The following is a 19,300-nucleotide window of genomic DNA, read 5'->3' on the forward strand; positions in this document are numbered from 1 at the left end:
CAAAGGAGTGTATCCCATGCCGCGCATTGCCAAAGTCAACACTTACACACGAATCATCAATGCCAGCCTCGCCTTATTCAACGAAGAAGGCGAGCGCAATATCAGCACCAACCACATTGCCGCCCATTTAGGTATCAGCCCGGGCAACCTCTACTACCATTTCCGCAACAAAGACGAAATCATCGTCCAATTGTTTAAGCGTTACAGCGAGGCCCTGCTTGTCTACCTTAACGAAGCCGTGTTGCCGTCTAATGTGGAAGACTCCATCAACTACATGGCCGGTATTTATGATGTGATGTGGGAATACCGTTTCCTTTTCAGCGATGTAAATACCCTGCTTGCCCGCAGTGCCGAATTATTGGGCGAACACAATACCTTTACCCAAGCCAAAGTTTCCCCGCTGTTGGTCAACCTGCTGACCCAGCTCAACGGTCTGAACATCATCAGCGCAGACCAAACCGCCATGAACGACCTTGCCGTCAATATGTGGATGGTGACAAAATACTGGTTCGACTTCGACAGCTCCCTGCGCGGCCGCGCCAAGTTGACCGAAGATTCCAAAGTACGGGGCATCAGCCGCACACTCAGCCTGTTGCGCCCTTACCTCCTGCCGGAACACCGTGCCGAATTCGACCAAAAAATCGGCAGCAACCATTAATTCTTCCATACAAAGGCCGTCTGAAAACGTGGCTTTAACCAAGTTAAAGCTATTTTCAGACGGCCTGTTAATTTTCGGATGCTTTATTTATGCACCTTCCCGATATTTCCATTCTCGGCCTGGGCTATCTCGGCCTGCCGCTGGCACAAAAATTTTATGAGCAAGGTAGTCAGGTAGCCGCCATCAAACGTAACCTGACCTCTGATGACATCAATCTGCCGATTGAACTCGACATTATCGATTTGAATCAAGACGATATTTTTCACAGTTTGGCCTTGTGGCAAAACCATATCAACAAGCCGACATGGTTTTGCCTGCTTCCGCCTTCTTCATTAAACCATTACGCCGATACCCTGAAAAAATGGATTCAACTTGCCGAGCAATCTAAGGTAAAACACATCATCTTCACCAGCAGCACCAGCGTGTATGGCGACCAAACACGCATATGCGATGAAACCACGTCTCCCGATCCGCAAACCGAATCCGCCCGTCAAATCCTCGCAGTCGAGCAAGCTTTGTTTGAAAGCGCCGTCCCCCATATCGACATACTGCGGCTGGGCGGACTTTATTCTGCCGACCGTCATCCTGTTACCAAGCTGGTTCAAAAAACACGCATTCAAGGCGGCAATCAACCCGTCAATATTCTTCATAAAGACCTTGCCGTCCAAGTTCTCTTTCAGACGGCCTGCCAAGCTGACGGCAAGCGTATCCGCAATATTGTCGAATCCCGCCACCCAAGCCGGGCTGAATTTTATACTGCCGAAGCGGTCAAACTCGGCCTACCGGCTCCTGATTTCATCGTTGATGACAAAAGCAACGGCAAAATTGTAAATACCGTTTGCGCAGACGGTCTAAGCCTGTAAAATTGCGACTCAATCCATTAATCCGTTTCAGATGGCATTTAGAGTAAACCATGTCCGCCCTATTTCCCCTTATCAACCACCTGATACAGCAAAATCCAGAGCAACAGCGCGAGCTGTCTGAATTTGCAGGCAGCATCATCTGCATCAGCCTGACCGGTTTCAGACTGACCGGACGCATCAGCGAACAAGGTTTTCTTGAAACCGCAAACGAAACCGCCGACACCAACATCACATTCCACAACAGCGCCATCCAAAAAATCCTCCAAGGCGGTCAGCCCGGCGTGGGCGACATCAGCCTCGAAGGCGACTTGGTCTTGGGCATGTCCGTCCTTCCTATTTTGGGTGGACTGCGCTATTATCCGAGCGACGATTTAGCGCGTGTATTCGGTCATGTGGCCGCAGAAAGCATCAGTTCGCGCGCCGGCGATATCGGCCGCACCATGAAAAAAATCGGCAAAAGCATTGCCGAGCAAATCAGCGACTTTTCACGCGAACCCGAATCCCCTGTTATCGACCAAGCCACGCTTGCCGAATGGTTGGAAGAAGTGGACAAACTGCGTGACGACGTTGCCCGCCTAAACGAACGCCTCGACCGGCTCGAGCGCGATATCTGGATAGATTAGACACTTAATTTCAGACGGCCTACTATCATGAAAAGCCCATTTAAAAACATCGGTATCGTTACACGTCCCAATACGCCCGAAATTCAAGATACCGTCCACACATTGGTTTCTTTTCTGCGCGAAAACGGCTTCACCATCTATCTGGATGAATTGAGCGTAGAAGAACACTGCGTCTATATCCAAGACTCCGCCTACTGCGAAACCGTAAACAAAGCCCAGCTGGGCAAATATTGCGACCTCGTCATTGTGCTCGGCGGCGACGGCACCTTCCTCTCCGCCGCCCGCGAAGTCGCCCCGCGCGCCGTCCCCATCATCGGCATCAATCAAGGCCACTTGGGCTTCCTCACCCAAATCTCACGCGATACCATGGTTGAGGGCATCCGCCCCGTACTGGAAGGCAAATATCTGCCCGAGGAGCGCATCCTCATCGAAGCCAGCATCATTCGTGACGGCGAAACCATCGAACGCGCCCTCGCCCTCAACGACACCGTACTGTCTCGTGGCGGTACAGGACAAATGATTGAATTTGAAGTATTTATCAATCAAGAATTCGTCTATACCCAACGTTCGGACGGCCTGATTATTTCCACACCGACAGGTTCGACCGCCTACGCACTTGCCGCCGGCGGCCCCATCATGCAGGCCGGCCTGCACGCCTTCACGCTTGTGCCTATCTGCCCGCAATCCATGACCAACCGTCCGATTGCCATCCCCGACACCAGCGTAATCGAAATCCTCATTACCAAAAGCGGCGACGCACGCGCACACTTTGACGGACAATCCCATATCGACGTGCAAAACTTCGACCGCATCCTCATCCGCCGCTATCACAATCCCTTGCGCGTCCTCCATCCTACCGATTACCAGTACTTCAAAACCCTGCGTCAAAAGCTGCACTGGGGCGAACAATTGATTTAAACAACTTCAATAAACAGGCTTACCATGAAAACCATTTCAAAAACCTTAATCATTGCACTGTGTGCCCTTTCCTCCCTATCCGTCTCCGCACACGGCATGCACAAAAGCAAACCCTTGTCCTTTGAAGAATTGCCGAAAATCTGCCAGCAATACTTTACCCGCGCGGATGCGTGTTACCAAAAAGCAGGCGATAAAGCATCGTTCCAACGCGACAACACAAAATACCTGCGTCAAATCCTGCCTGCCGCCGACGTAGGACAACGTGAACGCATGTGCCAAATTGCCATGGATACATTCGCTGAAAAAACAAAAAACTTAAGCTGCGAATAAAGACCTCTGTCTTAGCTCTAGCAATTTCTGATTTCATAAAAAGGCCGTCTGAAATTTCAGACGGCCTTTTGGGGGATTAGTTATGAAGGGAGAGAACAACCTTCAGGCATAATAATTTCACAATCGTCCAATCCGCCCTTTTTGCAGTTTTGCAAAGCTATTTGCTCAACTGTTCCTGGATGACCTGCACCGGTAACTACAACGAATTTATTTTTAATTTTTCCCGCTGCTGCTGCAACACAACCATTCCGTACCCATGCAATTACTTTACATGGGGTATTCTTGCTTCCACGTTGACAACGTTGAATTGCAGCCTGTTGAGCTTCAGCCTTGGAATCATGGTTCAGAGACCCAGCAATATGACCAACCTTTGAACTATATGCTAAAGCGCCAAATTTTGGGGGTCTATGGACATAAATGTGTTCAATTATTTGTTGTGACTGCTTATGTGCTTGCGAACAATTGGGATTGTAACCATATTGACATAGCATTTGATCATTTTGTAATGCGCCTTTTGTTGCATCGTATGTAGGGTTTGCTGAAAAAGCTGTATTTACCAATACTATAGAAATTATTAAATAAGAATATTTCATCAATGATATTCCTTTATTTAGTTTTGCTTTACTTGTGAAGATTGCCGAATTAGACTTGCACCACTCTTAGGCTGAACAATATATCTCATTATATTATAAAATCAACGCTTTGATTAGCGTTTACATATACTCCCTTTATATAATTCGATCTAACATGATTGGATACTACATTATCATTAACAACTATTTATTAGTTGCTTGAACCATCCTCTAAATGAAGTAGCACCTATCAACTGTTTCCATTACTGATTACGAATAAGTACAAACTAAGTTAAAATAAAACAAACCGGATTCCCAGTTGATAGAAATCCGGTTTTCTTTTTTGATTATTTGATTTTCAGATGGCCTTTTATACAACTTAAGAAAAGACATAAATCATAAGCAACTTATTTCAAGATTGTCCGTTTTCATCTGATACTACAAATATTCCTTTAAAACCTATTATATTTTCCCCACCATATTTCCTTGTTTGGAAACCAAAAGTTGGTCGATTTTCAAATTTTCAGTATCGATGATTTCAAACTTATAACCGGCATAAACCAGAAAATCCGTACGCTTCGGGATTTTGCGCAGGGAATACATCATAAAGCCGGCGATGGTTTCATAATTTTCCGAATTGGGAAACTCTTCAATATCCAGCGCGCGCATGACATCGGTAAGCGGCGTGGCACCGTCCACCAACCATGTATCTTCGGTACGGCGGATGATTTGCGGCTCTTCTTCGGTATTAACCAGCTCGCCCATCACAATGCTCATCACGTCTTTCAGCGTTACCACGCCGACCACGAGCGCGTATTCGTTTACCACTACGGCAAAGTCTTCGCCGGAAGTCTTGAAGGTCTCCAATACATCATAAAGCGACAGCGTATCGGGAATAAACAAGGCTTTGCGCAACACGCGCTTGTCGGTCAGGCGGACGTCTTTTTCTTTTAAAAACAAAGTCAGCAGCGTATGCGATTCGATATAGCCGATGACGCGTTCCAAGTCGCCGTCGCATACGAGGAATTTATTGTGCGGTTTTTCCGACATCATTTCCAACACGGTATCGCTGTCGTCGTGTTTATCAAAATAGGCGATATATTCGCGCGTACTCATGGTGGAAGTGACCGTACGCTCCTGCATATCGAAAATGTTTTCAATCAGATAGTGTTCTTGTTCTTTCAATACACCAGCCTGCGCACCGGCATCAACGACGGCATAAATATCTTCCGAGGTCAGCTGCTCCTGACGGACGGTTGAGATTTTGAAGAGTTTGAATATTGCGTTTGCTAATCCGTCAAAAACCCAGACAAGGGGCTTTAAGATAAAAATCAAAAACATCATCGGACGGACAATGCGTACCGCCACCGCTTCGGGATGGGTCATCGCCATGCGCTTGGGCATCAGGTCGGCAATTAAAATAAAGCTGCCTGTAACCAGCGAGAAAGTCAGCAAAGAGGCAACTGTGCTGCCCCAACTGCCTGCATTCTCCAACAGCTTGCCAAAATACGGACGTATTGCCGCCTCGCCGACAATACCGGCAAGAATGGCGACGGCGTTCAAACCGATTTGGACAACGGTAATAAAACTGCCCGGCTGCTGCTGCATATTGATTACGTCAAGCGCACGCGTATCGCCGCCATCTTTCGCCATAACCTGCAATTTGATTTTGCGTGCCGAAGCAAGCGCGAGTTCGGAACAGGATACAAACGCGCTAATGACAATCAGCAGGCACAATAATAGTAAGGCTTCAAAAATATTCATGAAAATTTGTGTGTATGGTATAGGTTAAAAATATTCAAACAGCAAAGGCCGTCTGAAAAACTCAATTTAATCTTAGATTTATATTATGTACATTTATTGTTTTAATCATCCAGCGCCTCTTCATCCAAGGATTTCAACCATTTCAGCTTTTCGCCAATTTTGATTTCCAGGCCGCGCGGAACGGGTTGGTAGAAATCGGGTTCATCCAAACCATCGGGCATATAGCTTTCTCCGGCGGCGTAGGCGTTCGGTTCGTCGTGGGCATAGCGGTATTCGCGTCCGTAGCCCAATTCCTTCATCAACTTGGTCGGTGCATTGCGCAGATGGACGGGCACTTCGTCGCTGGCATTTTCTTTGACGAAGCGGCGCATTTGGTTATATGCCTTGTAACCCGCGTTGGATTTGGCGGCAGCGGCAAGGTACAGCACGGCTTGCGCCAGTGCGAGTTCCCCTTCCGGCGAGCCTAAGCGCTCATAAGTAGTGGCGGCATCATTGGCAATCGTTAAGGCACGCGGATCGGCCAAGCCGATATCTTCCCATGCCATGCGGACAATGCGGCGGGCAAGATAGCGCGGGTCGGTGCCGCCGTCGAGCATACGGCAGAACCAATAGAGCGCGGCATTCGGATGCGAACCGCGCACGGATTTGTGCAGCGCAGAAATTTGGTTGTAGAAACTCTCGCCACCCTTATCAAAACGGCGGATTTGCGCACCTAAGCTGTCGGCAAGAAATTCGGCGGTTAAGGTTTTCAGACGACGTGTATCGGCAGCGCGTAAAAGTTGTTCCAACAGATTCAACAATCTGCGCGCATCGCCGTCGGCGGTATTGACGAGCAGCTCCTGCGCATCGGCTTCAATCGTGAAATCTCGGTATTCGGGCAACGCCAACACTTTGGCAATCAGCTTTTTGAGGTCGTCTGAAGACAAGGATTGCAAAACATATACCTGAGCGCGGCTCAACAGCGCAGGATTGACTTCGAACGACGGATTTTCCGTAGTCGCGCCGATAAAGGTCAGCAAACCGCTTTCGACATGGGGCAAAAACGCGTCCTGCTGCGCCTTGTTGAAGCGGTGGACTTCATCGACAAACAAAATCGTCGTGCGTCCCTGTTGCAAAGCGATTTCGGCTTTATCGATTGCCTCGCGTATGTCTTTCACGCCGGAGAATACGGCGGAAACAGGCAAAAACTGGGCGTTGAAACTCTGCGCCAAAATCCGCGCCAACGTCGTCTTGCCCACGCCCGGCGGCCCCCATAGCAACATAGAATGCGGCTTTCCTCCCTCGACCGCCACGCGCAAAGGTTTGCCTTCGCCGATTAAGTGCTGCTGCCCAATGACATCATCTAAAGAATGCGGGCGCAGGCGTTCGGCTAAAGGGGCATCGGGTTGTCGGGCGAAAAGGTCGGACATAGCGGCTTTCGTGCTGGCTGATTGAAAAGAAAACTCGCTAGCATTATACGGCAGTTTCGCAAACTCACATATCGGGCCGCATTACGGTATAATACATGCTATTTTGAGAACTCTTCGGGCGTTTCAGACGGCCTTGCTTACAGGAAACATCATGACTTCAAAAACTCTTTTGGCAGCTGTTACATCAGCTTTCTTATTGGGTGCATGCGCTACCGGCGGCGAATCTTTCGGCGGTTTGGGCAGCGGTACAGGTATCGGCAGCAGCGTAGTGAAAATGGCGGTAGACAGCCAATGCCGTACCGAGTTAAACAAACGTAACGAATGGCGTGTCATTGCTTTGGCCATGAGCGCGGAAAAACAAGCCGAATGGGAAAATAAAATCTGCGGCTGCGCCAGCGAAGAAGCGCCAAACCAATTGACTGCAACCGAAATGATGCAGGTATTGAGTCCGGCGACCCGCGAGCAGGCCATTGCTTCCGTTACCGCGAAAACGGTTACCGCCTGCTTCAAACGACTCTACAAATAATCGTTCAGACGGCCTTTTTTAATATCGAGGCCGTCTGAATTCGTTTTGACTTTCTATTTGAATTTTAAATATATAGAGAAGAAACCATGAAATACATCAGCACCCGCGGTGCAACCGCACGCAAGCAATTCAGCGAAGTTTTATTGATGGGTTTAGCTCCTGACGGCGGTTTGATGCTGCCTGAGCAATACCCTCAAATCGACTGTGCTACTTTAGACCAATGGCGCACACTCAGCTATCCTGAGCTGGCGTTTGAAGTCATGAGCCTGTTTGCCACCGACATCCCTGCTGATGATTTACGCGACATCATCAACCGCACCTACACCGAAAAAGTATTCGGTACCCAAGCCATTACTCCGGTGCGCACACTTTCAGACGGCATCAAAATCCAAGCCCTGTCCAACGGCCCGACTTTGGCATTCAAAGACATGGCCATGCAATTCTTGGGCAATGCGTTTGAATATGTATTAAACAAAGAAGGCAAAGAACTCAATATCTTGGGCGCCACCAGCGGCGACACCGGCTCTGCCGCCGAATATGCCCTGCGCGGTAAAAAAGGCGTTAATGTCTTCATGCTGTCTCCGGAAGGCAAAATGAGCGCATTCCAACGTGCGCAAATGTTCAGCCTGCAAGATGCTAATATCCACAACATCGCCGTTGAAGGCATGTTTGACGACTGCCAAGACATCGTCAAAGCCGTACAAAACGATGCCGAATTCAAAGCCAAATACCACATCGGTACAGTCAACTCCATCAACTGGGGCCGTATCGTCGCTCAAGTCGTATATTACTTTGCCGGTTATTTCAATGCCACTTCGAGCAATGATGAAAAAATCAGCTTCTGCGTACCAAGCGGCAACTTCGGCAATGTCTGCGCCGGCCATATTGCCCGCCAAATGGGTCTTCCTATCCACCGCTTGATTGTTGCCACCAATGAAAACGACGTATTGGACGAATTTTTCAAAACCGGCGCATACCGCCCGCGCAACAGCGAACACACCCACGTCACTTCCAGCCCGTCTATGGATATTTCCAAAGCCTCCAACTTCGAGCGTTTTGTGTTTGACCTGATGGACCGCGATGCAGACGAAATCAAAACATTATGGGCTGAAGTAGGCTCCGGCAAAGGTTTCAATTTGGAATTTATGTTAACCAAAGTCCATCAACAATATGGCTTTGTTTCCGGCAAATCGACCCATGCCAACCGCCTTGCCACCATCAAACAGGTTTACGAACAAGACCATGAATTGATTGATCCGCATACAGCCGATGGCATCAAAGTAGCGCGTGAAGTCCGCGAAGCCGGCGAAACGATTGTCTGCCTCGAAACCGCGTTGGCTGCTAAATTTGAAGCCACCATCCATGAAGCGGTCGGCGAAGTTGCCATCCCCCGTCCGGCCGCATTGGAAGGCTTGGAAAACCTGCCGCAACGTGTCCGTGTTGTCCCTAATAACGCAACGACAGTAAAAGACATCATTAAGGAAGCTTTGGCTTAACCGGCTGTCTTTGACGACTGAAGAGGCCGTCTGAAACTTTTTCAGACGGCCGCAACTGGTGTTTGAGAAGTGGGCAGCGTTATTAACGACCCCACCGCATCACAGTCGTTCTCATTATAAAATCAAGGCGTTAAAATAATACCAACTCCTTTTGACTTTCAATTGCAAACATTGTAATGACAGATATTTTCGTTTAGAATTGCATGTTTGCTCTAAATCTGGATTGATATGCAGACAACACAAGCCACATCCAACTGGGAGCTGTACAAGCGTTTGCTTGGATATTTAAAAAGCTATTGGAAGATGTTTATCGTCTCCGTAGTAGCCATGCTGATTGTCGCCGGTACGATGCCGGCTTTCGGTTACTTGCTCAAACCTTTGATTAATGAAGGTTTTGTCGATAAAAACATGAAAAGCATGTCATGGTTGCCGCTGGCAATTGTGGCGCTGTTTTTCGTTCGCGGCCTGTTCAACTTCATTAACGAATATTGCACGACTTATCTGTCCAGCCACTTGGTACAACGCTTGCGCGGTGAAATGTTCAACAAAATGATGCACTTGCCGACTTCGTACTTCAGCAGCAATACCGGCGGCCGTCTGATGTCGCGCATTTTAAGCGACGTCAACCAAATTACCGATGCAGGATTTAACGTCATTACCGTGATTGCCAAAGACGGCGTGAGTGTGGTCGGCCTGTTAGGCTTACTAACTTATCTAAACTGGCGTTTGACCCTGATTACTTTTATTATTTTGCCGGTCGTTGCCGTATGTATCCAAACGGTCAGCAAACGCTTGCGTAAATTATCTGCCAACAACCAAATTTATCTTGGCCAGCTGATGCAGGTTTTGGGCGAAAGTATCAACGGTGAACGTGTTGTGAAAATCTACGGCGGTCAAGATTATGAAAATCGCCGCTTCAACCGTATTGCCGACGATGTGCGCCGCAACCTGCTCAAACAGGTTTCCGCCAGCTCTGCCGGTACCGGCATTACGCAATTAATGGCTTCGGTTGCACTGGCTGCGATTATTTACGCAGCGGCACGCCAAGCAGGGCTTTCAGGATTTAGTGCAGGCGATTTTATGTCGTTTTTGTCCAGCATGATCATGATGTTTGACCCAATCAAACGCATGACCGGCGTGATGCAATCCCTGCAACGCGGTTTGGCGGCGGCAGAAAGTGTCTTTACCTTTTTGGATCAACCCGAAGAGAGCAACGAAGGCAAACAAATCCTCAGCCCAAACCCTGGAGATATTGAATTTTGCGATGTTGTACACCGCTATCCTGAAGCCGAACGCAACAGCTTGAACCACATCAACCTGCTTGTACCGCAAGGCAAAGTGACTGCATTGGTCGGCGCATCAGGCTGTGGTAAAACCACTCTGGCCAATATGTTGCCGCGCTTCCTCAATCCGGATGAAGGCAAGGTTTTGATTGGCGGCGTCAACATCAAGGAATATACACTCGAAAGCCTGCGCAGCCGCATGGCATTTGTCGGCCAAAACGTTATCCTGTTTAATGGTACGATTGCTGAAAACATTGCCTATGCTCAAGCTGACAAATTCAGTGAAGAAGAAATTATCAATGCTGCAAAAGCCGCGAATGCTTGGGAATTTATCCAAAAAATGCCGCAAGGTTTGCACACTGAAGTTGGCGAAAACGGTTTAAAACTGTCCGGCGGCCAACGTCAACGCCTCGCCATTGCGCGTGCGCTTTTGAAAAATGCGCCGATTTTGATTTTGGACGAAGCCACCAGCGCATTAGATAATGAATCCGAACGTTTGGTACAAACCGCATTGGAAAACCTGATGCAAAACCGTACCACATTGGTGATTGCCCACCGACTTTCAACCATCGAAAAAGCCGACAATATCGTTGTGATGCACGAAGGCAATGTAGTCGAACAAGGCACTCATCATGAATTGATCAACGCAGGCGGACGCTATTCCAACCTGCACAGCCTCAGCGAAAAATCAGCCAAACCGGCAAGCAAGTAGCTGAACACCATATTCCATTCTTTTTATTAACCTCGGCCGCCCCTACCTATTCTTTTCAGACGGCCTTATCCGACAGGAAATATCAATGGCAGCATTCAACACCCAGAAAGTCTTGTCCGTACACCACTGGACCGACGCTTACTTCACTTTCACCTGTACCCGTGACGAGTCTTTGCGCTTTGAAAACGGCCAATTCGTCATGGTCGGCCTGATGGTAGACGGCAAACCGCTGATGCGCGCATACAGCGTGGCTTCTGCCAACTGGGAAGAGCATCTGGAATTTTTCAGTATCAAAGTACAAGACGGCCCATTGACCAGCCGCCTGCAACACCTTAAAGTCGGCGACGATGTCCTCATCAGTAAAAAACCGACCGGTACACTGGTTGCCGGCGACCTGAATCCGGGCAAACATCTCTACCTCTTGAGCACCGGTACCGGTATCGCCCCTTTCTTGAGCATTACCAAAGACCCTGATGTTTATGAGCAATTCGAAAAAATTATCTTGGTTCACGGCGTACGCTACAAAAAAGACTTGGCATACTACGACCGCTTCACCAAAGAATTGCCCGAACACGAATACTTGGGCGACTTGGTTAAAGAAAAACTGATTTACTACCCGATCGTTTCACGCGAAGAATATGTACATCAAGGCCGTCTGACCGATTTAATGCGCAGCGGCAAACTCTTTGAAGACATCGGCCTGCCTAAAATTAATCCGCAAAACGACCGCGCTATGCTGTGCGGCAGCCCAGCCATGTTGAAAGACACCTGCAACGTTTTGGACGAATTCGGACTGACCGTTTCTCCGAAAACCGGCGTTCGCGGCGACTACCTGATTGAGCGCGCATTCGTCGATCAATAACGTACGTTAGCAACAGGCCGTCTGAAACCCTTCTTTCAGACGGCCTAAACCTTAATAATTTATCCCACATTATGCCTACTCTACTCATCATCCGTCCGTCCAACCGTCCACAGCAAGATATCCAAACCTGCCATACAGCCGGTTGGCAGGCTCAGGTATTGAGTCCGATTGAAATAGAGGTGGATCGTTCGGCGCAAAAAAAACTCCCCGAACAATTCAAGCAAGCCGACGTCGTGTTTTGGGTCAGCCCGACCGCTATTGAAACCGCAGCGCCGCATCTGAACTTTTCAGACGGCCACAAAGCACACATTACCGTCGGCCAAACCAGCCAACATACTTTGGCGCAATTCTCCCCCTATCCCGTATTCTCTCCCGAAGACGGCAACGACAGCGAAGCCGTCTTGAGAATGCCTATTTGGAAAAACCTGCCACCCAACGCCCGAGTTCTAATCATTCGAGGCCATGGCGGCCGTGATTTTTTAGCAGATAAACTGACCGAACTGGGTTTCCAAATCGACATCGCCGAAATCTATTTCAGACGGCCACACGCCATCGATTGGCAGAACTTTAAAACTGAAGACATCGCTGCCGCCTACGTCACATCCGGCGAGCTCGCGCGCGAATTTTTCCATCAGATTCCGCCGCAATTTTCCCGATTCTTCGAATCCTTGCTATACTTTACCCACCATCCGCGTATTGCCGATGCACTTCGCATCGTCGGCGCCAAACATGTAGAAACCGTCACTTCTTTATCCGCTGCACTTTCATCCATGCCACAAAGGAGCCAAGCAGTGAACCCAGTCGAAGACAATAAAGATACCCAACAAGTTGCCAATACGGCAGCTCCGGCGCCTAAACGTTCTGAAAACACCAGGCCGTCTGAACAAATCAAACCTACCCAACCTCAGCGAGTGGAGGCGAGCATGCCCGAGTCCAACAATCTCCCACAAAACAACGCCCCTGTTATCATCAAACAATCTGGCGGCAAAGCCTTGGCCGCAGGTGCAACCGTCTTGGCACTGCTTAGCTTGGGCGCGAGCGGATTCCTGTTTGTACAGGGCCAAAATGTTTTAAAAAACCAAGAGCTCGAATTCAACCAAAAAATCGACAAAGCTGCATTGGGCGAGTCTGAAAACGCCAGCCTTTTAAAAGACAACCTCAACCGCCAAACCGCTATTCAAGCCGAGTTAGACCGCCTGAACAACGGTCAAAAAAACAATAGCGATCAAATCCTGCAATTGCAGAAAGCTTATCAAGAGTTACTCAAAGGCCGTATCAACTGGCTGGTCGACGAAGCCGAATCCATGTTGAACACTGCTTCGCAACAATTGATGCTGTCAGGCAACCTCCAAGGCGCGGTCAGCGTATTGGAACACATCGACAGCCGCTTAAGCCGTTTTGAACAACCTGAACTTATCCCCATCAAACAAGCCATCAGCAATGATTTGGCCGCGCTGAAAAACCGTCCTTATGTCGATATTTCCGCTACTGCCTTGCGTCTCGACCGTTTGGAAAGCGGTATTTCAGGCCTGCCTTTGGTTTTGGACGGCGTATTGAAACCGGGTGCTGCGCCTGTCGAAGCCGCCAATTCGGGAACATGGTGGGAAAACACATGGGAAAAATCCCTCAATGCCCTCAAAGGCTTGGTTGAAGTCCGTCATCTGGACAGCAACGACGCCATGTTGATTTCACCCGATCAAACCTACTTCATCCGTGAAAACCTGCGCCTGCGCCTTTTGGATGCGCGCATTGCCCTGTTGCAACACAACGGCGAAGTGTATCAAAGCGATTTGAACAACGTTGAAGCAACCGTGAAGCAATACTTCGACAGCAAATCCCCTGCTACCCAGTCATGGCTGAAAGAGTTGGCCGAACTCAAAGCCCTTGATGTCCGTATGATTTCAGACGACAGCCTGAAAGCCAGCTTGAGCGCCGTTCGCGCTTTTCAAGAAGGTTCGCGTATACAAATGACGACCGAAGAAGCTGCACAAACCCAAGCTGCCGAGAAAACCGCTTCCGCTCCGGCTGCAACTACCGAGCAAACCACAACTTCCGCACCGGCAGCCGCTTCCGCTCCTCAGTCTTTAGAAGCACCTGCATTGCCGTCTGAAAACAAAAAAGAACCGGCTGCCGAAGTTGCCAAACCACAAAACCAAACCAAGCCTGCTGCCAAAATTAAAGGAGAGCAAGCATGAAAACCGTCGTTTGGATTGTCATTCTGTTTGCAGCCGCCGTCGGTTTAGCGTTGGCTTCCGGCATTTATACCGGCAACGTGTACGTCGTGGTTGAACAAACCATGCTGCGTATCAATCTGCATGCCTTTGTTTTAGGCCTGCTGTTGAGCGTATTCGTCTTGTATTTCCTGATTAAATTCGTGTTCGGCCTCTTGAACATTCCGGCGCGTATGCAACGCTTCGGCATTGCCCGCAAAGGCCGTCAGGCTTCTGCCTCTTTGAACAGCGCAGGTCTGGCATATTTTGAAGGCCGTTTTGAAAAAGCCGAACAAGAAGCCGCCAAAGTCTTGCAAAACAAAGAAGCAGGCGACAACCGCACCCTGGCTTTGATGTTGGGCGCGCACGCTGCCGACCAAATGGAAAACTTCGAATTGCGCGACCGCTACCTGCATGAAATCGAACACCTGCCACAAAAACAACAGCTTTCCCGTCATCTTTTGCTGGCCGAATCTGCACTGAGCCGCCGCGATTATCCGACTGCCGCACAAAACCTTGAAGCCGCAGCAAAAATCAATAGCAACTTAAGTCGCCTAGTCCGCCTGCAATTACGTTATGCCTTTGATCACGGCGATGCTGCAGATGTCTTGGCAAAAGCAGAAAAACTGGTTAAAGCCGGCGCCATCAACGATTACGAAGCCGAACAGTATCAAAATTGGGCATATCGCCGCCTCTTAAGCGAAGCAACTGATGCAGGCAGTCTGAAAGCTTGTTTGAAACGCATTCCTGAAAGCTTGAAATCAGGCGAATTGTGTGTCGCGATTGCCGAAAAATGCGAGCGTTTGGGTTTGTATGCCGAGGCGGTCAAATGGGTTAAAGCCCATTATCCGCAAACCCGTCAGCCTGAGCTTTTGGAAGCATTTGTCGAATCCGTACGTTTCCTAAGCGAGCGCGAGCAACAAAAAGCCATCGACTTGGCAGACTCTTGGCTGCAGGAACAACCAGACAATGCACCGCTGTTGATGTATCTTGGTCAACTGGCTTACGGACGAAAACTTTGGGGCAAAGCCCAAGGCTACCTCGAAGCCAGTATCGCCCTGCAACCCAGCGTATCCGCACATTTGGTTCTAGCGCGCGTGTTTGATGAAACCGACCAACCGCAAAAAGCGCAAGAACAACGCAATCTGGTTTTGGAAAGCGTGGCCGAAGAAGAACATCCGGCAGCCCTTCCTCAACCCAATTGATGTGCTGATTTCGCATTAAGCAACAATATGAAATCTACAACAAAACCAACCATTTAATCATTTCAGACGGCCTCAATACATATCTAAGGCCGTCTGAACTTTGTCCAATACACCAAATCAGAAAGCCTATTTATCATGACTGCTCTGAAAAACGACACTTTCCTCCGCGCCCTGCTCAAACAACCTGTCGAATACACTCCCATCTGGATGATGCGCCAAGCCGGACGCTATCTGCCTGAATACAAAGCCACACGCGCACGCGCAGGCAGCTTTCTCGATTTGTGCAAAAACACCGAGCTGGCAACCGAAGTCACCATCCAGCCTTTAGAACGTTTTGATCTAGACGCGGCAATTCTGTTTTCCGATATTCTGACCGTTCCCGATGCCATGGGTTTGGGCCTGTATTTTGCCGAAGGCGAAGGCCCGAAATTTGAACGCGCCTTGCAACACGAAGTCGACATTGCAAAACTGCAAGTTCCTGACATGGAAAAACTGCAATACGTCTTTGATGCCGTAACTTCCATCCGTAAAGCACTAGACGGCCGAGTTCCGCTGATCGGCTTCTCAGGCAGCCCGTTCACACTCGCCTGCTACATGGTTGAAGGAGGCAGCAGCAAAGAATTCCGCACCATCAAAACCATGATGTATTCACGCCCTGATTTGCTGCATAAAATCCTCGACACCAATGCTCAAGCCGTTACCGCCTACCTCAACGCCCAAATCGATGCCGGCGCACAAGCCGTACAAATTTTCGATACTTGGGGCGGCGTGTTGAGCGATGCCGCATTTAAAGAATTCAGCCTGAAGTACATCCGACAAATCGTTGCCGGACTCAAACGCGAAAGCGAAGGTCGCCGCGTGCCTGTTATCGTATTTGCCAAAGGCGGCGGCTTATGGCTGGAAAGCATGGCAGAAATCGGCGCAGACGCATTGGGCCTGGACTGGACCTGCAACATCGGCGAAGCCCGCCGTCGCGTCGGCGAACAAGTTGCCCTACAAGGCAACTTCGACCCGTTTGCCCTCTTCGGCACACCGGAGTCTATCCGCGCCGAAGTCGCACGCATCCTCGCCGACTACGGCAACGGCAGCGGCCATGTATTCAACCTCGGCCACGGCATCAACCAACACGCCAATCCGGAACACGCCAAAATTTTGGTCGATACCGTACACGAATTATCCCGTCAGTATCACCGTTAATTAAAACAACTCAAAGGCCGTCTGAAAACAGAAACACGATTATCGTGTAAATTTGTTTTCAGACGGTTTTTCTATATACTTAATATCTGAAGCTTATCAGCTGACACCTTCAAACTTAAAAACACATCCACTCCCGCTACCGAATATGAATTTTTTTAAAGACATCACCTGGACCGAAATTTTCATCTTCGCCCACACCTGCGCCGCACTCGTCTGTATGCTGCGCGTGTTGTACAAACAAAAAAACATCGGCTCAACCTTTGCCTGGCTGATTATCCTATTCCTTTTCCCCGTATTCGGAACCATCGCCTACATCCTTATTGGAGAGCCTCGTCTAGGCACCGCCCGCGCCAAACGTACCGGCGAAATGAACCGCTTCTACCGCAACTTTGCCGCCACCCATCTAGCCGATATCTATCTCGACATTGCCGACCAAGTCAAATCACGATACCACGGCATCAGTAAAGTTGCCGAAAAAGGAACGGGGCTGGGTGCAACCAAAGGCAACGCCATGAGCCTGCTCTCTACCACAGATGCCATCATCGACAGCATGCTTGCGGACATACGCGCCGCAACCCATTCCTGCCTGCTGGCCTTTTACATTATCGAACCCAAAGGCCGCATTGAAGAAATTTTAAATGAAATTCTTGCCGCCGCAGATCGAGGCGTTGACTGCGCCATTCTGGCCGATGCCGTCGGCAGCAGGAGTTTTTTTGAAAGCGATTGGGTAGAGATACTGCGCCAAGCAGGCATTGAAGTACATACCTCATTGCCTGTCGGCATTTGGCGTACATTATTTACGCGTACCGACCTGCGCAACCACCGCAAAATCCTCGTTATCGACAGCAAAATCGGTTACACCGGCAGCTTCAACCTCGTCGACCCGCGCTATTTCAAACAAAACTCCGGCGTCGGAGAATGGGTCGATGTCATGATGCGCTGCACAGGGCCTATGGTTTTGGAACTGTCTGCCGTCTTCTTCGCCGACCTTGCCGTCGAAACCGATAAAAACCTCCAAAACGTACAAACATACCTCAACCAAGCCCAAAGCCTGCTGCCCCAAATCCTTCCTGAAAAAATGCAGCAAGGCGATATCGTTGCCCAAATCATTCCATCCGCCCCCGAGCAAGGCAGCTTCGTTATTTACGAAACCATCATCAGCGCCATCTATGCCGCCACCAAACAAATCACGATTACCACCCCCTACTTTGTCCCCGACGAGCCGCTTCTCATGGCATTAACCGTTGCCGCCAAACGCGGCGTCAAAGTGACCCTGATACTGCCTGCCAAAGTCGATTCACTGATGGTTCGCTACGCCTCACGCGCCTACTACCCTATGTTGCTGGAAGCCGGCGTCAAAATCGCCATGTTTGAAGGCGGTCTTCTACATGCCAAAACCATGACTATTGACGAAGACTACTCCCTCTTCGGTACGGTCAACATGGACATGCGCAGTTTCTTCCTCAACCTAGAAATCAGCCTCGCCATCTACGATCGTGATACCACCAAACAAATCTGCAACCTCCAACGCAGCTACCTTAAAAACAGCAGCTACATTGCCATCAAATCATGGCAACAACGCTCCAAACTCCGCGACCTCGTGGAAAATGTCGTCCGCCTGATGAGTCCTTTACTGTAAAACATAAATATTTAAGCCGTCTGAAAAATACTTTTCAGACGGCCTTTTTTATATATAAAAATTATATCGTTCTTTTATTTTAAATCAGATGCTTAAGCGATCATTTACACCAACCAAACAAACCAATACCTATCCCTATTCCAAACTGCATGGTTACAAATAATTTGACAAAATCATTTTTAGGGATATAATATTTCTTATATATGATTTTTATTATATATATATTTATTTATAGATAATTCATTCTGAAACAAGGAGCAATAAAATGAAACGAAACTTGGGTACTTTGGATCGCGTAATCCGTATTGTTATCGGCGTAGCGCTGATTGCTGCGGCCGCTACCGGACACATTGGCTGGTGGGGTTGGCTGGGCATCATCCCCCTGGGTACAGCACTGATTGGCAACTGCGCGCTGTACAGCTTATTGGGCATCAACACCTGCCGCATCAACAAAAAATAAAGAAGGCAAAACATGAGTACGGTCGGACAACTCCCGCAAATCAAGCCTTCCGAAGCAATGGCAAAAATCCGTGAGGGCGCGTTGGCAGTGGACATCCGAAGCCAAGCCGAATATCGGGGCGGGCATATTGGCGGCGCATTATCCCTTCCGCCTGAACAGCAGCGAGACAAACTGCCCGATGATACTGCCCCATGCCTGATTTTTTATTGCCTGAGCGGTAAACGTACAACACGGGCAGAAACAATATTGTCAGCGCTTGGCCAAGGTCGCGAATGTTATATTCTAGAAGGCGGCTTACTGGCATGGAAGGCTGCAGGGCTTCCTATTGTTGCCGACCGTGCCGCACCGGATATCATACGGCAGGTGCAAACCATTGCGGGCAGTTTGATTCTGTTGGGCGTGCTGGCAGGTTGGCTGGTATCGCCTTGGTTTTATCTGATAGACGTGATGGTCGGCGCAGGCCTATTAACGGCTGGACTAACCGGATTCTGCGGCATGGCTCGCCTGCTAGCCAAAATGCCATGGAACCATTAAGCAAAGGCCGTCTGAAAGTTGCTGCTGAGGCCATTATGA

General features: G+C 49.1%; 18 protein-coding genes and 1 pseudogene. 16 read left to right on the forward strand and 3 right to left on the reverse strand.

Features of this window, described 5'->3' with window-relative positions; all coding sequences use genetic code 11:
* Positions 1–16: 16 nt before the first annotated feature.
* The 5 genes from ACTHTA_RS03050 to ACTHTA_RS03070 all read left to right on the forward strand — a co-directional run bounded on the left by ACTHTA_RS03050 (position 17) and on the right by ACTHTA_RS03070 (position 3,392).
* Entirely contained in the window at positions 17–658 is a 642-nt protein-coding gene (locus tag ACTHTA_RS03050; protein WP_004519965.1) for a TetR/AcrR family transcriptional regulator, read from the forward strand.
* 89 nt (positions 659–747) lie between these two features.
* Positions 748–1,521 (forward strand): SDR family NAD(P)-dependent oxidoreductase, encoded by a 774-nt coding sequence (locus ACTHTA_RS03055; protein WP_308887411.1) that lies wholly within the window; start codon positions 748–750, stop codon positions 1,519–1,521.
* 50 nt (positions 1,522–1,571) lie between these two features.
* Positions 1,572–2,144: a ubiquinone biosynthesis accessory factor UbiJ gene (locus ACTHTA_RS03060; protein WP_049328968.1), complete on the forward strand. Its 573-nt coding sequence runs from the start codon at positions 1,572–1,574 to the stop codon at positions 2,142–2,144.
* 27 nt (positions 2,145–2,171) lie between these two features.
* A complete protein-coding gene (locus tag ACTHTA_RS03065) occupies positions 2,172–3,062 on the forward strand; it encodes an NAD(+) kinase (protein WP_440364094.1) in 891 nt (296 codons plus the stop codon).
* 24 nt (positions 3,063–3,086) lie between these two features.
* Positions 3,087–3,392: a hypothetical protein gene (locus tag ACTHTA_RS03070; RefSeq protein ID WP_070585645.1), complete on the forward strand. Its 306-nt coding sequence runs from the start codon at positions 3,087–3,089 to the stop codon at positions 3,390–3,392.
* 80 nt (positions 3,393–3,472) lie between these two features.
* Here ACTHTA_RS03070 and ACTHTA_RS03075 read toward each other — a convergent pair whose 3' ends face one another.
* The 3 genes from ACTHTA_RS03075 to ACTHTA_RS03085 all read right to left on the reverse strand — a co-directional run bounded on the left by ACTHTA_RS03075 (position 3,473) and on the right by ACTHTA_RS03085 (position 7,137).
* Positions 3,473–3,985, reverse strand: coding sequence for a DUF4189 domain-containing protein (locus tag ACTHTA_RS03075; RefSeq protein ID WP_049328970.1), 513 nt, complete (start codon positions 3,983–3,985; stop codon positions 3,473–3,475).
* Between the two features lie 441 nt (positions 3,986–4,426).
* Complete coding sequence (locus tag ACTHTA_RS03080; RefSeq protein ID WP_049328971.1) at positions 4,427–5,728, reverse strand: hemolysin family protein; 1,302 nt, start codon at positions 5,726–5,728, stop codon at positions 4,427–4,429.
* A 101-nt stretch (positions 5,729–5,829) separates the two neighbouring features.
* Positions 5,830–7,137: a replication-associated recombination protein A gene (locus tag ACTHTA_RS03085; protein ID WP_308888374.1), complete on the reverse strand. Its 1,308-nt coding sequence runs from the start codon at positions 7,135–7,137 to the stop codon at positions 5,830–5,832.
* Positions 7,138–7,288: 151 nt separating this feature from the next.
* On the opposite strand from ACTHTA_RS03085, the gene ACTHTA_RS03090 reads away from it, so the two are divergent.
* From ACTHTA_RS03090 to ACTHTA_RS03140, 11 genes and pseudogenes are all read left to right on the forward strand, one after another.
* Positions 7,289–7,663, forward strand: coding sequence for a hypothetical protein (locus tag ACTHTA_RS03090; protein WP_063068685.1), 375 nt, complete (start codon positions 7,289–7,291; stop codon positions 7,661–7,663).
* A gap of 86 nt (positions 7,664–7,749) precedes the next feature.
* Positions 7,750–9,159: a threonine synthase gene (gene thrC / locus ACTHTA_RS03095; RefSeq protein WP_308888373.1), complete on the forward strand. Its 1,410-nt coding sequence runs from the start codon at positions 7,750–7,752 to the stop codon at positions 9,157–9,159.
* A gap of 228 nt (positions 9,160–9,387) precedes the next feature.
* Positions 9,388–11,154, forward strand: coding sequence for a lipid A export permease/ATP-binding protein MsbA (gene msbA / locus ACTHTA_RS03100; protein ID WP_308888372.1), 1,767 nt, complete (start codon positions 9,388–9,390; stop codon positions 11,152–11,154).
* Positions 11,155–11,239: 85 nt separating this feature from the next.
* A complete protein-coding gene (locus ACTHTA_RS03105; protein WP_003685780.1) occupies positions 11,240–12,016 on the forward strand; it encodes a ferredoxin--NADP reductase in 777 nt (258 codons plus the stop codon).
* A 71-nt stretch (positions 12,017–12,087) separates the two neighbouring features.
* Positions 12,088–12,830 (forward strand): annotated as a pseudogene (locus tag ACTHTA_RS03110) (uroporphyrinogen-III synthase).
* A gap of 109 nt (positions 12,831–12,939) precedes the next feature.
* Positions 12,940–14,211, forward strand: a complete 1,272-nt coding sequence (locus ACTHTA_RS03115; RefSeq protein WP_313971407.1) for a uroporphyrinogen-III C-methyltransferase — start codon at positions 12,940–12,942, stop codon at positions 14,209–14,211.
* The gene (locus tag ACTHTA_RS03120; RefSeq protein ID WP_313971406.1) at positions 14,208–15,431 is read left to right on the forward strand and encodes a heme biosynthesis protein HemY; all 1,224 of its coding nucleotides are present in this window, start codon (positions 14,208–14,210) and stop codon (positions 15,429–15,431) included. The genes ACTHTA_RS03115 and ACTHTA_RS03120 overlap by 4 nt, the downstream gene beginning before the upstream one ends.
* A gap of 135 nt (positions 15,432–15,566) precedes the next feature.
* On the forward strand, positions 15,567–16,628 hold the full coding sequence (hemE, locus tag ACTHTA_RS03125) for a uroporphyrinogen decarboxylase (RefSeq protein WP_313971405.1): 1,062 nt from the start codon (positions 15,567–15,569) through the stop codon (positions 16,626–16,628).
* Between the two features lie 145 nt (positions 16,629–16,773).
* Positions 16,774–18,267: a cardiolipin synthase gene (gene cls / locus ACTHTA_RS03130; protein ID WP_440364093.1), complete on the forward strand. Its 1,494-nt coding sequence runs from the start codon at positions 16,774–16,776 to the stop codon at positions 18,265–18,267.
* A 265-nt stretch (positions 18,268–18,532) separates the two neighbouring features.
* Complete coding sequence (locus tag ACTHTA_RS03135; protein ID WP_036491196.1) at positions 18,533–18,727, forward strand: YgaP family membrane protein; 195 nt, start codon at positions 18,533–18,535, stop codon at positions 18,725–18,727.
* 12 nt (positions 18,728–18,739) lie between these two features.
* Complete coding sequence (locus ACTHTA_RS03140) at positions 18,740–19,261, forward strand: rhodanese family protein (protein WP_314053831.1); 522 nt, start codon at positions 18,740–18,742, stop codon at positions 19,259–19,261.
* Positions 19,262–19,300 lie beyond the last annotated feature (39 nt).

This window comes from Neisseria sp. P0013.S005 (assembly GCF_051958425.1).
Taxonomy (GTDB): Bacteria; Pseudomonadota; Gammaproteobacteria; order Burkholderiales; family Neisseriaceae; genus Neisseria; species Neisseria subflava.

What these genes read in the sequence shown, in the direction of transcription:
- ACTHTA_RS03050 (WP_004519965.1), top strand. Translation starts at nt 17, where the DNA reads ATGCCGCGCATTGCCAAAGTCAACACTTACACACGAATCATCAATGCC.
- ACTHTA_RS03055 (WP_308887411.1), top strand. Translation starts at nt 748, where the DNA reads ATGCACCTTCCCGATATTTCCATTCTCGGCCTGGGCTATCTCGGCCTG.
- ACTHTA_RS03060 (WP_049328968.1), top strand. Translation starts at nt 1,572, where the DNA reads ATGTCCGCCCTATTTCCCCTTATCAACCACCTGATACAGCAAAATCCA.
- ACTHTA_RS03065 (WP_440364094.1), top strand. Translation starts at nt 2,172, where the DNA reads ATGAAAAGCCCATTTAAAAACATCGGTATCGTTACACGTCCCAATACG.
- ACTHTA_RS03070 (WP_070585645.1), top strand. Translation starts at nt 3,087, where the DNA reads ATGAAAACCATTTCAAAAACCTTAATCATTGCACTGTGTGCCCTTTCC.
- ACTHTA_RS03075 (WP_049328970.1), bottom strand. Translation starts at nt 3,985, where the DNA reads ATGAAATATTCTTATTTAATAATTTCTATAGTATTGGTAAATACAGCT.
- ACTHTA_RS03080 (WP_049328971.1), bottom strand. Translation starts at nt 5,728, where the DNA reads ATGAATATTTTTGAAGCCTTACTATTATTGTGCCTGCTGATTGTCATT.
- ACTHTA_RS03085 (WP_308888374.1), bottom strand. Translation starts at nt 7,137, where the DNA reads ATGTCCGACCTTTTCGCCCGACAACCCGATGCCCCTTTAGCCGAACGC.
- ACTHTA_RS03090 (WP_063068685.1), top strand. Translation starts at nt 7,289, where the DNA reads ATGACTTCAAAAACTCTTTTGGCAGCTGTTACATCAGCTTTCTTATTG.
- thrC (WP_308888373.1), top strand. Translation starts at nt 7,750, where the DNA reads ATGAAATACATCAGCACCCGCGGTGCAACCGCACGCAAGCAATTCAGC.
- msbA (WP_308888372.1), top strand. Translation starts at nt 9,388, where the DNA reads ATGCAGACAACACAAGCCACATCCAACTGGGAGCTGTACAAGCGTTTG.
- ACTHTA_RS03105 (WP_003685780.1), top strand. Translation starts at nt 11,240, where the DNA reads ATGGCAGCATTCAACACCCAGAAAGTCTTGTCCGTACACCACTGGACC.
- ACTHTA_RS03115 (WP_313971407.1), top strand. Translation starts at nt 12,940, where the DNA reads ATGCCCGAGTCCAACAATCTCCCACAAAACAACGCCCCTGTTATCATC.
- ACTHTA_RS03120 (WP_313971406.1), top strand. Translation starts at nt 14,208, where the DNA reads ATGAAAACCGTCGTTTGGATTGTCATTCTGTTTGCAGCCGCCGTCGGT.
- hemE (WP_313971405.1), top strand. Translation starts at nt 15,567, where the DNA reads ATGACTGCTCTGAAAAACGACACTTTCCTCCGCGCCCTGCTCAAACAA.
- cls (WP_440364093.1), top strand. Translation starts at nt 16,774, where the DNA reads ATGAATTTTTTTAAAGACATCACCTGGACCGAAATTTTCATCTTCGCC.
- ACTHTA_RS03135 (WP_036491196.1), top strand. Translation starts at nt 18,533, where the DNA reads ATGAAACGAAACTTGGGTACTTTGGATCGCGTAATCCGTATTGTTATC.
- ACTHTA_RS03140 (WP_314053831.1), top strand. Translation starts at nt 18,740, where the DNA reads ATGAGTACGGTCGGACAACTCCCGCAAATCAAGCCTTCCGAAGCAATG.